This window comes from Paenibacillus sp. J31R122 (genome assembly GCF_056269185.1).
Window position 1 is genome coordinate 270099 of sequence record NZ_JBWDNM010000010.1, and the last position, 15146, is coordinate 285244.

A 15146-nucleotide genomic window follows, 5' to 3' on the forward strand; every position below is an offset into this window, starting at 1 on the left:
GGCTGTTACTTCTTCCGCTGCATGTCACTCCAACCAACCCAATGTTACTCCCTCTGCTACAAGTCTCTTCAGCTAACTTTGAGCTACTCTTCTGCAACTTGTCACTACATGCAACTTCATTAGTGAGCTTAGCCTCTCTGAAAGTGAGGTTAGGCTCACTAATCTCTATGCGTCATCTGATCCTCTGATTAATTAGTGAAGTAAACCTCACTAGCCAAGAGGATTTCCTCACGGGGAGTGAGGTTTGCCTCACTGTTCTGACCGATGTACCTCAAACAAGCGATATTAGTGAGCTTAGCCTCAGTAAATAGTGAGTTCTCCTCACTAGGAGGAGTGACGATTGGTAGGTGGTTAGCATTTCGCTATTGAGTTCTCCTCACTATTTACCGAACTCCCCTCACTAAGACAAGCAACACTCGGCAGATGGTTACTTATCCTGCAACAAGTTACTCCAGACAACTACAAGCCAGTCTATAACTAGTTGCGCAGCGGCTTGCCCGTCGCTAGCATGTGGCTCATGCGCTGCTGCGTTTTACGCTCGCCGCATAAGCTTAGGAACGCTTCGCATTCCAGATCGAGCAAATACTGCTCGCTCACCTCAGCGCCCGGCTGAATATCTCCGCCGGCTAACACATGCCCGAGCTTGCCGCCGATGAGCGCGTCATGCTCGCTAACAAAACCGCTCAGCTGCATCGCCTGCACCGCGACCTTGAGCACCGCCTTGCCTTCACGGCCGGCTACGCGAATTCTTGCCTCGGCGGGCGCCGAATAGCCCACTCGGTCCAGCTCCAGCACCGCTCGCTTCGCTTCCGCGATTCGCGATTCCTGCCGCATAATGACGCGATCCTGCGGCCGCATAAATCCGAGCTTGCTCACTTCGAAGCCGCTAGTGGACGCTTTGGCCATCGCTATCGTCTCGAACAGCGCGTTCAAATGCGGCTGCAAATCTCCGCCTGCCTTTCCACCATTTGCGATAAGTGACCGTTCCGCCGCCATTGCAGCCGCTTCCTTACAGCCCCCGCCCGCAGGAATAAGGCCCACACCTGTCTCGACCAATCCAAAATACGTTTCCGGCGAATAAATGATCTGATCCGCAGGCAAGCAAGCCTCCACCCCGCCGCCTAGCGTCATCCGATGCGGCGCTGCAACGACAGGCCGATCAAGCCTTTTGAGCTGAAGCATCGTGCTCTGAAAATAACGAATGATGTCCTCTACTTCGTCCCACTCGCCATTTTGAGCTTCCATAAGCAGCAGCATTAAGTTGGCGCCTACGCAAAAATTCCGGCCTTCGTTTGCAATCACCAGTCCGCGCCAATTAAGAGCAACCTCCGCTGTACTTTGCTTAATAGCGGATAAAATATCTCCGCCAATCGCATTGTTAGGCGAATGAAATTCCAAAAGCACAACATCGTCGCCAATATCAATTAAGCTGGCACCTGAGGTGGACAGTACGGTTCGCCCGGAAGCTTTTAACGCCGGTAACGAAATGATGTCAGCTTCCTGTTCTTCAAGCTTATAAGCCCCGTTCGCTACATATACCCGTTTATTATTTTCAACATCGTAAAAACTCTGATGACCGGCAGCTATCCACTCCGTCACCCACTTCGGTACAGCATCTCCCTCCTTCTGCATTTGCTGAACGGATTCTCGCAGACCGATTGCATCCCACAGCTCAAACGGTCCAAGCTCCCAATTAAAGCCCCACCGCAGCGCGCGGTCGATATCCACGATGGAGTCGGCGATGATGCCGACTTGTGCCGCGGAGTAGAGCAGTGTTTTTTTGATCGTCGACCATGCAAATTTCGCATAGCGATCACGCGGATCGGTACGAAGCAGCGCTTTTACTTTAGCCGCAGGGCCTTTGGCCGCCTTTGCCGCATCAATGATCGGTGAGCTTACAGAACGCTTCGCCCCGTATTCAAACGTATCCAGGCTAAGCGATTCAATTTCAGTGCCACCCTTTCCTTTTAGCTTCCGATAAAAGCCTGCCCCTGACTTTTCCCCCAGCCTCCCGCTCGCCACCAACTGCTCAAGCAAAGGCGGTCTAGCAAAAATCGCTTGCTCAGCGGCATCATCACTTCTCTCCCGCACATTATCGACGACATGCAGCAGCGTATCTAACCCAACGAGATCGAGCATCCGAAACGTTGCTGTCTTCGGTCTCCCCATTGCCGGACCGGTTAGCGCATCAGCCTCCTCCACCGTAAGTCCGAAGCGCAGCGTTTCCTCCAGCGTAACCAGCATGCCGAAGGTGCCAATACGATTCGCAATAAAGTTAGGCGTATCTTTTGCAATGACAACGCCTTTCCCTAACCTTTTCTCACACACCTCAGTCAGCAATTGAACGACAGCCTGATCCGTATCCACAGTAGGAACGATTTCCACAAGCTTCATATATCGAGGCGGGTTAAAAAAATGCGTCACCGCAAAATGCTGCCGAAACTCTTCGCTCCGTCCTTCCACCATCGAAACTGCGGATAGACCGGATGTGTTCGTGCTGACGAGTGTTCCCGGTTGCCGTACTGATTCAATAGCCGTATGAACCTGTCGTTTCACATCCAGCCTTTCGACGACTGCTTCGACAATCCAATCGACATCCCCCAGCGCTGCCAAATGATCGGTCAAATTGCCCGGCGTAATTCGTGATGACCAAGACGGGTCATATAGCTGCGCAGGCTGCACCTTGCTCATTTTTGCTATTGCGGCGCTTGCTAACCGATTGCGAACCTTAGCATCCTCTAGCGTCAGCCCAAATTGCTCCTCCTCCGCAGTCAACGATTGCGGCACGACGTCAAGCAGCATGACACGCATACCCGCATTCGCCAGATGAGCGGCAATGCCCGCCCCCATAACACCAGAGCCGATCACCGCTGCTTTGCGGATTGCACTGGCGTTTTTTTGCTGCGTTCTTATCGACATAGGCCCCCTCCTTCTTAGAAGAAACGACTTTGTTGTCCTTGTCTAGGACAAACGGTTTCTCGTAAAAATTTATGCCAAGTATAAGGTAAAACTTATAATTTCCTATATTTCAAGCGTAAACGGCTGGCGCTGTTCCTTGGCGGCACGAGCTCGTTTCGCGGTGAAATATAGGCTAAGTATAAAAGTGAAACTTTTACTATCCTATATTTTAAAAGCTTTATAAGTCTCCAAAAATACTCTCAGCCAGCAGCTCTGCCACGTCACGCGCAGCGACTGTTTTTTCTGCCGACAACGCTTTAAGTCCGTCCTCCATCATCGTCAAGCAATACGGACAGGCCGAGCTAATGACAGAAGGCTTCACCTCTAGAGCCTGGGCGGTTCTCGCATGATTAACCCGCGTCCCTGAGTGCTCCTCCATCCACATCAACCCGCCACCCGCGCCACAACACATCCCATTCGCGCGCGAACGCTCCATTTCCTCAATCATTACGCCGGGAATCGCCCTGAGTACATTTCTCGGCGCTTCGTATGTGTCATTGTAGCGGCCAAGATAGCAGGAATCATGTACAGTAACGCGCTCCTCCAGCTCGTAAGCGGGCTTCAACATCCCCTCCTTAAGGAGCCTCGCCAGCAGCTCAGTGTGATGCTCCACTTTTATGTCAGGGTTAAGACCAAAATCGGGATACTCATTTTTAAAAGTGTTAAATGTGTGCGGACAAGCGGTCACGATTTGCTTAACTTCATATTTATGGAGTGTTTCGATATTTTCGCGGCATAGCTCCTGAAAAAGTAGCTCGTTCCCTATCCGCCTTGCCGTATCGCCCGAGCTCCGCTCCTCATGGCCAAGCGTCGCGAAGCTTACGCCCGCATGATCAAGCAGCCGTACCAAATCGAACAACACACGTCGGCTTCGCGAATCATACGCGCCCATCGATCCCGCCCAAAGCAGCACATCCGGCTTACGCCCCAATAGCTTCAGCTCCTGCATTGTGTCAACCCGAATTCCGGTTCGACTCTCACAATCAGCAATCCACGCGGCACGTTCAGCACGCGGCAGACCCCATGGGTTGCTTTGGCGCTCGATGTTTTGCAATGCGCGTTGTCCATCAGATGGGAGTCGTCCCTCCATTAAAACGAGATAACGGCGCATATCAATGATTTTATCAACATGCTCATTGCCGACCGGGCATTGATCCTCGCAATTGCGGCAGGTCGTGCACGCCCATAGCTCCTCCTCCGTAATCACCTCGCCGAGCAATTCCACCTCCTCAGCCTTAATCGACTCACGTTTGCCCCATGCCTGCGCCTGTGCAGCCATCGTTGGAGCGATAGTCGTGATCCCATCAACAAAGCCATCCTCCCACGCCGGAAGCACCGCCCCCATGACATGCGCGTAGCCTTCCCTCGATTTGCTCTGCCACAAACCAGCAGGCAGCCAAGGTGACTTGGATGTTATAGCTGCTCCTTTCTCCGTTAAATGATCACGCAGTTTAATGATCAAATGCATTGGTGACAAAAGCTTACCTGTACTTGCAGCCGGGCAAACATTCGTACAGCGTCCGCACTCAACACACGAATACAAATCCAGCATTTGTTTTTGCGTAAAATGCTCCACCTTGCCCGCTCCGAACGCTTCAGCCTCCTCATCCTCCAAATTTAATGGCGTTAACCGTCCCGGCGGCGTGCTGCGTCTGAACCATAAATTGATTGGAGCGGTCAACAAATGAAAATGCTTCGACTGTGGAACATATACGAGAAATCCAAGCAGCACCAATAAATGCAGCCACCAAAAAACTTCAAAACCAGCATGAGCCAGCCAGCTTTTTGGCTGCACGCCTGCATAGTGGAGCGCTTTGGCTAGCTGCACACTAACCGGAGCATAGCTTGGCGCGACAACATGAGCGTTTGCTTGGACTGCATTTGTGAGCGAGCCAGTGGTCGAGGGTAAGTCGGCTTCGACTTTGACGGAGCTTTTTTCGACTGAGGAGGTTGAACGGTTGAGATTGCCGAGACTGCCGTCAGCAGCCATTCGCTCGAATGCTAAAGTGAATAAAATCGTAAGCATGAGCGTGCCGATAAACCACATGACCAATGAGGGCTTCCAGCCTCGTTTGAGCCGCGGAAGCCTCTCCCCGTACCGCCGAAACGCGCCATAGACCACTGCTGCCAGCACCAAAGTTACCGTAAGCTCCTGCGTGAATGAGAATACATGATAATAAGGCAGCGGAATCGGTACACCTCCATTTAACCCCTTCCATATTAAATCTGCCGCCCCAAACTGAAGCACAATAAAGCCATAAAAATAAACCAAATGCATGATCCCGCTCCTGACATCGTTCAACAGCTTGCGATGACCGAAAACTTGACCACTAAAGCTGCTCTTTTGCTTACGCTTCTGCTTATAACGGGTAAAATCAGACTTCACTCCAAGCCGCATGTATCCGACACGCCTAAGTACAACGGCCGAGAACATGGATACGGCAAGCAAAGTAAGCGCTGCAAACATCAGCCATTTGACCAACTCCCAAGCCAAATGCCCCACCTCCTTGTATGCCGGTTATCTAACCCACATATGCGAACGAAGTAGTTGGACAAGCATTAAAGCGCTTTCAAACGTGTGCAGAAAAACGGCAGTCGCCTCCTTTGGCAGCGACGTATAAGCATATTTATAAGTGAAAACGTTTAATGCTTATATATAAAAAAATAGCCGCGGTGCTCCATGTATATGAGATTTTTCTCGCGAACATGCCGCCCATTGAACGAAAGTGTACGGTCTATTCGCTTGCGAATCGTCATATCGTAGCACTGATGGACAATGTTGTTGCCAAGCGTAAACGGCTGGCGCCGTCTTCTGGCGGCTAAAGCTCGTTTCGCGGTGAAGGATAAGCCAATTATGAGTGTGACACTTATAAAGTCTTATCCTTTAAAAAATTTTGGTGTAAATGAGGGAGCTTCTATGCTGAAAATAGTGGTGCTTCTCAAGCAAACGTTTGATACCGAGGAGAAAATAATCGTTACGCCGCAGGGCGTCGACGAAAGCGAAGCCAAGTTTGTTATCAACCCTTATGACGAATACGCGCTAGAGGAAGCTATTTTGCAGCGGGAACGGCATGGCGGTCAGGTTATCGTCGTTACCTGCGGTCCGGAACGGGCTCAAGATGCACTGCGTACCGCGCTTGCTGTCGGGGCCGATGAAGCGATCCGACTCGATAGCAGTTCACTGCCCGACGATGGCTTTGCCGTAGCAGCCGCATTAGCTGCGGTGATCGAACCACTCGCCCCGGATCTGCTGCTAGCTGGACTATTCGCCGTAGACAGCGGTTCTGGCAGCGTTGCCTTGCAGGTAGCGCAGCGCCTCGACTTACCGCATGCCTCCTCCGCAGTTAAGCTTTCTATTATTACTGGCGATGAAAGGAGCAACTCCTTAAAGGTAGACAGCTCATTAGAGGAAGTTATTGCTCCTACACTAATGCCTGCGGAAAGGTACGCCTTGGTTGAGCGAGATGTAGAGGGTGATACAGAGACCGTATCCATCCCCTTGCCGGCTCTCATCACTGCACAGCAAGGCCTTAACGAACCGCGCTACCCTTCACTCCCGGGCATTATAAAGGCAAAGAAAAAACCGCTGCGCACCGTTGCGGTTGAGGAGCTTTTTGGTAGTGGTGGGGGGAGTGGAATATCAAGCATTTCTCCTCGTACTGTTAGGACTCAGCTGCTCCCACCCCCACCACGCGCATCCGGTCAACGACTTGGCGGCGCACCTGCAGAGCAGGCAGCTGCGTTAGTCGCGCTGCTGCAGTCGGAGGCGAAGTTGCTATAAATGATAGTGCGAGAGTGATAGTGCGAGAGCGATAGTACAAGAGCGATAGTGCAAGAGCGATAGTGCAAGGGCGATAGTGCGAGAGCGATAGTGCAAGAGCGATAGTGCAAGAGCGATAGTGCAAGAGCGATAGTGCAAGAGCGATAGTGCAAGAGCGATAGTGCGAGAGCGAACATAATCCGTTATTCTTGATTTTTCATTATTGAGGATGGTTACGAGACATGAGATCCGCTATTCCTCTTGGCTGGGGGCATATTTGATCCTTTTCATACAAATAACGGATCTGAGGTTCGTAAACATCCCAAAACAAGGGTAACCCCTGCAAATAAGGTCTCCTGTGTCCGCTACTTGTATCTATCCAAAAGAATCTAGGTTCAGCAGCAGTGCTCCGCTTTTAATTCAAACATCACTTTCAGAAGCAGTGTTACGCTTTTAAACAAACATCATTTTCAGAAGCAATGCTACGCTTTTAAACAAGCATCATTTTCGGAAGCAATGCTTCGTTTTTAAACAAACACCATTTTCAGAAGCAATGCTTCGTTTTTAAACAAACATTATTTTCAGAAGCAATGATTCGTTTTATACAAACATCATTTTCAGAAGCAATGCTACGCTTTTATACAAACATCACTTTCAGAAGCAGTGTTACGATTTTAAACCGAACATCATTTTCAAAAGCAAAGTTGCGAGGGAGGAGTTATGTCATATGTCCAAAACAATACTTGTCTTTGCAGAATGCCGCGACGGCAGCTTGCGTCGCGTGGCGCTCGAAGCGCTCGGCGCAGCGCGGCAGCTCGCAGGCAAGGACGGCGCTGTCCATGCCGTCCTTGCCTGCACCGGCGGCGCGGCTGAAGAAGCCGCCGCGCTAACCGCGCGGGGGGCGGACGTCGTGCATATCGCCGACGATCCTTCCCTCCGCGCTTATGCGCCCGAGGCGTGCTTCGCCGCCCTCAGCGCAGCAATGGATGCGGTGCGGCCGGACGCGCTATTGCTCGGCCACACCGCAGTGGGGCGCGAGCTCGCGCCCCGTGTGGCCGCGGCCTATGGCTCCGGCCACATTGCCGACGTTATCGCCATCGAACCATCTCAAGGTGGCGATAACGTCGGCTTTATTCGCCCGCTCTACGCCGGCAAGGCGTTCGAGCGGCGCAGCTTCGTGGCGGGCCACCCGTGGGTCATCACGGTGCGCCCGAATAATTTGCAGGCGGCGGAACCGCTTGACGCCGCCGCCTGCACTGGCACCGTCGTGGCTCTGCCTTTCACGGTGCCGCAGCTCTACACCGCCGTGCATAGCCTCGTTCGCCGAGCCGGCGGCCAGCTTGATCTTGCCGAAGCCGACGTAGTCGTATCCGGCGGCAGAGGTGTGCGCAGCGCGGCCGGCTTCGAGCCGTTGCAGGCGCTAGCTGCCGTGCTCGGCGGCGCGGTCGGAGCCTCCCGCGGCGCCTGCGACGCAGGCTATTGCGACTATGCCCTGCAAATTGGGCAAACCGGCAAGGTCGTGACTCCGCAGCTATATATTGCCTGCGGCATCAGCGGCGCCATCCAGCACTTAGCCGGTATGAGCCAATCCCGCATCATCGTCGCCATCAACAAAGACGCCGAAGCTCCTATTTTCGGCGTTGCTGATTACGGTATCGTCGGTGACCTGTTCGATGTAGTCCCTTTGCTTACTGCAGAGTTACAGCGTGTTCGCACCTAGGCCTCCTAAATGCGTTGCATTAGGTACAATACATTAGATGCAATGCCTCAATTGCTAATACTGAGGTAAACATCATTAATAGTGAGGTTATCCTCACTATTAGCTCGTCCGTACCCCAGACAACACAAAAAATAGTGAGGTAAATCTCATTCCCCATGAACATAAGTTCACGGCGAGTGAGGTTTTCCTCACTATCTCATTAGCAAAACCATTTTAACGTCCTTTTAGTGAGCTTCTCCTCACTAATTAGTGAGTTTACCTCACAAGGCTACGAAGAACGCCAATATCTTCAATTGCTCAGTTACTTGTAGTTTGGGCGTTTGAGCGTTTGTTTCTTGTTACTTGTTACTTGGTTACTTGGTTACTTGGTCACTTGGTCACTTGGTTACTTGTTACTTGTTACTTGTTACTTGGTTACTTGTTACTTGCTACCTGTTACTTGTTACTTGTTACTTGTTACTTGGTCACTTGCTACTTGCTACTTGCTACTTACTACTTGTTACTTGGTTACTTGTTAGTTGGTTATTTGGTTACCTGGTTTTTTCGTCGTTAGTTACTTTTCCAATCCCCCACCAGCCACTCAAGCAAAATCCGGACGAATCTCCCGAATACAATCTGGCGACTCAAATAATTCGTTGTGTACAGCATTTGTGACAGGGTAGGCCCGCATTAGATAGGTGTCCATCGCTTCCAAATGCTTGCGAAGTCCGCTGAACTCTGTAATACGCGGGTTAAGCCAATCCTCGATACCGTCCTCGTCCAAAATAACCGGAACCCGAGGCTGCCAAACGGACATCGCGCCAGACGAAGCTGCGGTTACCATGGTAAAAGCCCGCACCTCTTTGCCGCTCGCATTTTTCCAGCAATCATAGATCCCTGCTATTCCGAACAGCTGCTGGCTGGGAAGCACGATATGCATAGCACGAGGGTCACGCTCTTTTCCAACCTGCTTCTGGCCAAAAAATCCGCTGCACGGCAAAATACACCGTTGTCTCTTCAGCATTCTTCCGAGGAAGGGCTTGTCAGACAACGTCATATGATCCGCATTAACCGAATCCTTCGCCCAAAAAGGGAACAGTCCCCATCTAGACTCCTGCATCGTTCTTTGATCAAAACGATCATTCATAACAATCGACACCGATTGTGTTGGCGCCACATTAAACCGATTCGTATATCCTCGTACAACCTTGCTTACCTTAAACATTTCAACTATATCGCCAATTTCCGCAGTTAACGAAAACCGTTCAATCATCGCGATCGCTCCTTTTTCACGTAGATTGAACCAGTTTTTGTTAAATGCCAGAATATTATGCACTCAGCAGCAATTCCTTTTTCCATTAAATTCTCAAACTCTAGTATTCAACTCTCTTACATATTTACGCCATAAAAAATTCAGGCCCTGCCTATTAACTTTTCACGTCGTAAATCGTTTACGGAATTTAAGAGGAGGCATCCCTGTATGCGAAGCAAAAAGTCTGGAAAAATGCGGCGTTTGACGGAAGCCCGTCTCCTCTGCCACACGTGCGATCGTCCAATCCGTCTTAATTAACAGAAGCTTCGCTTGATCAAGCCGATAGTAAAGCAAATACTGCTGCGGCGTGCAGTCGAACACCTCTGTCATGCAGCGTGTTATGTAATTGGTATGAAGCTGAAGCACATCACTCAGCATCGTATTGGTAATAGGACTGCGATAATTGAGCTTTAAATATGCAGCTGCCCGCTCCGCAACCGAAACCCCTGCTTTAGCAGCATCGGAACGCCAGCCTTCATCCAGCATTTGCAGCAAATGCAGAAAACGCTGTTGCCGATCCCAAAATGCGCCATGCGACGAGCTCTTAGCCGCTTCATGCAGTTGGGAGAAGATGAGCTTAGCCTCATCCGGGTAAGTCAGCTTCATTTGCTTAGGCAAACGAATCGCGTAGGTGTAGTAATCACCGCGCAGCGAGCCTTGATGGCCGCCCTCGGTTTCTTCCCAAGCACCCACGGTCTGAAAATGAATCCAGTCGAACACTGTTTCCTCATCGCAAGGACGGGTGGAATAATGCCAGCGGTCAGGCCTTAGAATAAGCACTTCCCCTGGACCGAGCGTCCATCTGTTGTTTTCCTCTGCCACATGCAACGAGCCTTTATTCACAAACAACAAATCAAACACGCCGAGGTTAGTCCGGTTTGGATGCTCTTCCCCAGCTTTATATGTTATTCGATTGGATTCTATAAAAAACGGCAACGGCGGTGAACGAAATGTTAGCAATAATTCCTCTGACAACCTAATCTCTCCTCAGTAGTTCTTCCTATGTGTAATTATGCAAAAATGACTACTGCCATGTTACTTGATAAGCCTTTCATTTGTCTACAACAAAACAAAATCCCCAGCCGATCCGATTCCGGATATCGACTGAGGATTGCTATACCACTACAAGATCTGCAATAAGACGCCCAAGGCTTCTGCCTTGCTCTTTCTCTGCTTCTGCAGCATTATATTCAAATTTAATGCTCTCTCCCGCTATTTCCGCTCCAAGCTCCTTCAGCTTAGCTTCAATAATGTCCACCGCACCGCAGTATATTTCGTAAGAAGTATCATCTGATCCGAATACCGCCGCTTTTTTACCGCTCAAATCGAGTCCATCCATCTCCTCATAAAAATCAAGAAACTCATCCGGCAGCTCTCCATCTCCCCAAGTATAGGCTCCAATAATAATGCCATCATACTCAGAAAGCTCCGACGCGCTTGCATCGAATGACTCCTTGCATACCACCTCTACTCCTGTTTCCTTCGCGCCTTCTGCAATGGCTTCCGCCATTTCTTCCGTATTTCCGGTCAGACTCGCGTATACCACAAGCACCCTTGCCATCTGTCACTCCTCCAATTTTACGGATTGAATACCTTGAAACAGCGTAGCCATATAAAGACTGTCTCCCTGCACATCAACATCCGTTACGGGGTAGCCGAGCTTAATGGATAACAAGGTAACTTGATTATGAATATACGCGAGCTGATACAGCCCTCTGTCCGTGCACACATAGATGTCATTCCCTTTAGCCAACACCGAAAACATAAACCTTTTACCAAAGCTTATTCGGTTAAACTTCCCCTTCTTATCTCCAATAAGTAGCTGCCCCTTATCATTGGTTCCAATGAGATGTCCGTGAAATACAGCCAGGCTCGCAACTCTTTCCTGCAGCTCAAAGTGAGCCCAATCATCCATAAAACGATCATAGAGAGAAATGCCACTGTCATGTGCAATGATCAAATATTGCGGTAAATTAATAAAGTCGTATACCCGTTTGCCCTCGCAGGCCACCTGCTCCCATTTCGATCCCGTTTTAGACCAAAGACCATCATCTGTCGCGACGTAAGAGGTTCCTCCTATTTTGCGAAATTGGTAGCAAGGGATAGCTAGTCCGTCGTTTTCCCACTTATCCGCAGTCCATTCATAGAGCCCATTGCTTGTGCATGCATGAAGCAGCTCATGCTGCAGCTGCAGCCGATTCACATTTGTCAGATCCGGCAACCCTTCATCCATCTTATCCCAACGACCCGTCTCATCGATTTGATACACGCCATGACCGACTGAGGCCGCAAATAAACAGTCTGGACCAGCCTTTATCGATGAGAAGGGAAAGAGCAGCCAGTTCCATGGCTTGCTTGTTTCCGTCTGCATAATTCTCTCTCCTTCAAAAAACACCGTATATGCTCGCTTTATCATTTTTTACCGAAGCTCTATGTCCACGATCCCGTTGACAGCTTTAAGCGATTAGCCTAGACCTAGCAGCGTATTGGCTTTACTGTCTTTATTAGTTGTATTTCCGCGCTTCCTGTCTCAGCTCCATCTATATAGGCGTTAGCTTTGCTTAACTTATTTGTCTCGGGTCTGTTTGTCATGCTGTTATGCTGGTGCAAAATTTGCGCTGATCTGCGTTTTTTAATAACCATTTCATAAAGCAAGCCCACATTATTGCCTCCCAATACGAATGTATATGTAGCCATTTCAACAATTGATAATGATTATCACTTACAATCATATGATAAACATTCTCAACGCCATTGTCAAGGCGAAAGCTATTGCTCCTAAAGAAATAACTTTTCACTTCATTGAGCGAAGTTAATTGAGAATTGCTCCTGCAACTCCGAAAGTTTATTCTTACTGGACGTTGCTTGGATTTTCTAAAATAAGCCAACAAAAATAGAGCGCCAAAACTGTCGCCAGCTCGCGCTCCATTCTTATTTCAATCTAACTTTTTGTCAACCGGATGACCTATTATTGCTTAACTATAGCTAAAAATCTAGTTGAAGGTGTATTTTAAACTTTATAATGATTTGATCAACTAGAAACTGTACGTCACGCACCGTCACAACATCCTGCCTGGGCAAATCAATTGGTATAATAATCGGCTCAAGCAAGCTCAGCGGCAAATTAAACCTCTTTAGAGAAAGAGATTGCGGGCGAAGCACAATATTCGGCTCCTGCCACTCCATACTAAAGACGGCATCAAACGCAGCAGGAATGCGGTCTCGATAAGTAACATTCATCCGTGCTATCAGCTTGTCCTGTTCCAGCTCAAAGGCTACGCCTTCCAATTGGACATCCTTCGCTATTTCAAGTGATGATTGCTCTCCACTACTGAATTGACTTTTCAGACTCATTTTGATCAAGTTGTTAATAATCGGCTCCGTAAGGACCAGCTCTGGCTTCATCTTTTTGATCATCGACAACGCTTCTTCTTTCACATCCACAGGCTCATAAGCTAAATCAAGCTGCTCGTCCGGCGCGATATAAGACAACAACCACCAAACGCCGCCTCCTAGCAGTAATAGAAAGAGCACCAAAGCCATCAACAGTCTTCTTATCGTTTTTCGCATTGGCATTTTCTCCTCTTCTCTCTTCTAATCTCAATGTTAATGCTATAATAAATCAAATAAAAAAATACTACTAATGAAATACCGAGAGGATGGCCGCAAATGAATCCGAACACACCCCCTATTCCCCACATTGGTTTAGAAGAAATTATTCAAGCGCAAATGCATTTGAAGGATGTCATTACGCGTACGCCACTCCAACATAATCGTGTGCTGTCCGAGCGATATAACTGTACTGTACTCCTGAAACGGGAGGATTTGCAAATCGTTCGTTCATTCAAAATACGTGGTGCCTATCATCTCATGCGCTCCCTCTCTCCCGAGACGTTAGCGAAGGGTGTTGTATGCGCCAGTGCCGGCAACCATGCGCAAGGTGTCGCTTACTCCTGTCAAACACTCGGTATTCCGGGTAAAATATATATGCCAAGCACAACTCCGCGTCAAAAGGTTTCGCAGGTGTCTTTTTTTGGCGGATCACAAGTTGAAGTTATTTTGACCGGAGATACGTTCGATGATGCTTATGCTGAAGCGGTTGCTGAGAGTACCCGCAGCGGAATGGCCTTCGTGCATCCGTTCGATGACCAGAAGATTATTGCCGGCAACGGCACGGTCGGTAAAGAATTTATGGAGGCAGCTGACAAAGTTCCAGACCTCGTATTCGTTACAGTCGGAGGCGGCGGCCTTGCTGCAGGTGTCGCATCCTATGTGAAAATCGTTTCTCCATCCACGAAAATAATCGGCGTCGAGCCTGAAGGGGCACCTTCGCTGCGAGTTTCTATTGATGCGGGCGAGGTGACTCCGCTAGATCAAATCGATAAATTTGTAGATGGCGCTGCCGTCAAGCGTGTCGGTGATCTCACTTATGCGATCTGCAGAGATTTGCTCGATGATGTCATTACTGTACCAGAAGGAAAAGTGTGTACGACCATGCTTGATCTATACAATGAAAATGCGATCGTCGCTGAACCGGCGGGCGCATTGCCGATTGCTGCACTAGAAGCGTACCGGGATCAAATTGCCGGCAAAACAGTCGTATGCATCGTGAGCGGCGGTAATAATGACGTCGATCGGATGCAGGAAATCAAGGAGCGTTCGCTCATTTATGAGGGCTATAAGCATTACTTTATGGTGAGCTTCCCTCAGCGCGCGGGGGCATTACGCGAATTCCTCGATCAGATCCTTGGACCAAACGACGATATAACCAGGTTCGAGTACACGAAGAAATCCAACAAAGACAACGGCCCTGCACTTGTCGGCATTGAGCTCAAACATCGCGAGGACTACAATCCGCTTGTTGATCGGATGAATAAGAAAGGGTTCCATTTTATAGAGCTCAATAAAGACCCCGTCCTTTTCAATATTCTTATTTGATGTAATTTGGTTAGTCGTTAGTCGGTTGATAGTTAGTTATTAGTGTCTTGTTGCTGTCTTGATGGGCTGTCTTGTTGGCTGTCTTGTTGCTGTCTTGTTGGCTGTCTTGTTGGTCTGTCGTATTTTGTGTTCTTGTTTGGTGTCACTTATTTGTGTTTCTTTCTTGGTCTGTGGTACTTAGTATTTATTGTTTAGTATGTTGATTTATGCGTTTTGTCTGATCTGTGTTACTTATTATGTGTTATGTCCATAATACTAGTTACTCTAGCCAAACTCTAACTCATCATAATATCCGTTACACCATATACTAGCCACAATCAATCTGAAACTAACCAATTCTGACTTTAAAAAAACTGTAAGCTTGATTTTGGAACTAGAATAAAAAGTGGACACCTCTTAAGGGAAATTAGATAATAATCTACAAATGAAGAAGAGGTGTCCGGTATGAGCGAGAATAGACAGCATTACAGTGATGAGTT

At 48.9% G+C, this 15146-nt stretch carries 12 protein-coding genes; 4 read left to right on the plus strand and 8 right to left on the minus strand.

What is annotated here, in order from left to right:
- Positions 1-477: 477 nt before the first annotated feature.
- A complete protein-coding gene (locus AC0YN7_RS18200) occupies positions 478-2919 on the minus strand; it encodes a 3-hydroxyacyl-CoA dehydrogenase/enoyl-CoA hydratase family protein (protein ID WP_475811416.1) in 2442 nt (813 codons plus the stop codon).
- Between the two features lie 217 nt (positions 2920-3136).
- Entirely contained in the window at positions 3137-5452 is a 2316-nt protein-coding gene (locus tag AC0YN7_RS18205; RefSeq protein WP_475811417.1) for a (Fe-S)-binding protein, read from the minus strand.
- A 152-nt stretch (positions 5453-5604) separates the two neighbouring features.
- Between AC0YN7_RS18205 and AC0YN7_RS18210 the strand changes: the two genes are divergently transcribed.
- The 3 genes from AC0YN7_RS18210 (at position 5605) to AC0YN7_RS18220 (ending at position 8438) form a co-directional block, all read left to right on the plus strand.
- Positions 5605-5781 (plus strand): hypothetical protein, encoded by a 177-nt coding sequence (locus tag AC0YN7_RS18210; protein ID WP_475811418.1) that lies wholly within the window; start codon positions 5605-5607, stop codon positions 5779-5781.
- A 94-nt stretch (positions 5782-5875) separates the two neighbouring features.
- On the plus strand, positions 5876-6739 hold the full coding sequence (locus tag AC0YN7_RS18215) for an electron transfer flavoprotein subunit beta/FixA family protein (protein ID WP_475811419.1): 864 nt from the start codon (positions 5876-5878) through the stop codon (positions 6737-6739).
- Positions 6740-7445: 706 nt separating this feature from the next.
- Positions 7446-8438: an electron transfer flavoprotein subunit alpha/FixB family protein gene (locus AC0YN7_RS18220; RefSeq protein ID WP_475811420.1), complete on the plus strand. Its 993-nt coding sequence runs from the start codon at positions 7446-7448 to the stop codon at positions 8436-8438.
- Between the two features lie 580 nt (positions 8439-9018).
- Here AC0YN7_RS18220 and AC0YN7_RS18225 read toward each other — a convergent pair.
- From AC0YN7_RS18225 to AC0YN7_RS18250, 6 genes are all read right to left on the minus strand, one after another.
- On the minus strand, positions 9019-9690 hold the full coding sequence (locus AC0YN7_RS18225) for an SOS response-associated peptidase (protein WP_475811421.1): 672 nt from the start codon (positions 9688-9690) through the stop codon (positions 9019-9021).
- A 162-nt stretch (positions 9691-9852) separates the two neighbouring features.
- Positions 9853-10704 (minus strand): AraC family transcriptional regulator, encoded by an 852-nt coding sequence (locus AC0YN7_RS18230; RefSeq protein ID WP_475811422.1) that lies wholly within the window; start codon positions 10702-10704, stop codon positions 9853-9855.
- A 139-nt stretch (positions 10705-10843) separates the two neighbouring features.
- Positions 10844-11290, minus strand: a complete 447-nt coding sequence (locus AC0YN7_RS18235) for a flavodoxin (RefSeq protein WP_475811423.1) — start codon at positions 11288-11290, stop codon at positions 10844-10846.
- A 3-nt stretch (positions 11291-11293) separates the two neighbouring features.
- Entirely contained in the window at positions 11294-12100 is an 807-nt protein-coding gene (locus AC0YN7_RS18240; protein ID WP_475811424.1) for a hypothetical protein, read from the minus strand.
- 104 nt (positions 12101-12204) lie between these two features.
- Positions 12205-12390 (minus strand): hypothetical protein, encoded by a 186-nt coding sequence (locus tag AC0YN7_RS18245; protein ID WP_475811425.1) that lies wholly within the window; start codon positions 12388-12390, stop codon positions 12205-12207.
- A gap of 324 nt (positions 12391-12714) precedes the next feature.
- Positions 12715-13299 (minus strand): hypothetical protein, encoded by a 585-nt coding sequence (locus AC0YN7_RS18250; protein ID WP_475811426.1) that lies wholly within the window; start codon positions 13297-13299, stop codon positions 12715-12717.
- 99 nt (positions 13300-13398) lie between these two features.
- On the opposite strand from AC0YN7_RS18250, the gene ilvA reads away from it, so the two are divergent.
- Positions 13399-14667 (plus strand): threonine ammonia-lyase IlvA, encoded by a 1269-nt coding sequence (gene ilvA, locus AC0YN7_RS18255; RefSeq protein WP_475811427.1) that lies wholly within the window; start codon positions 13399-13401, stop codon positions 14665-14667.
- The last annotated feature ends 479 nt before the right edge of the window (positions 14668-15146 follow it).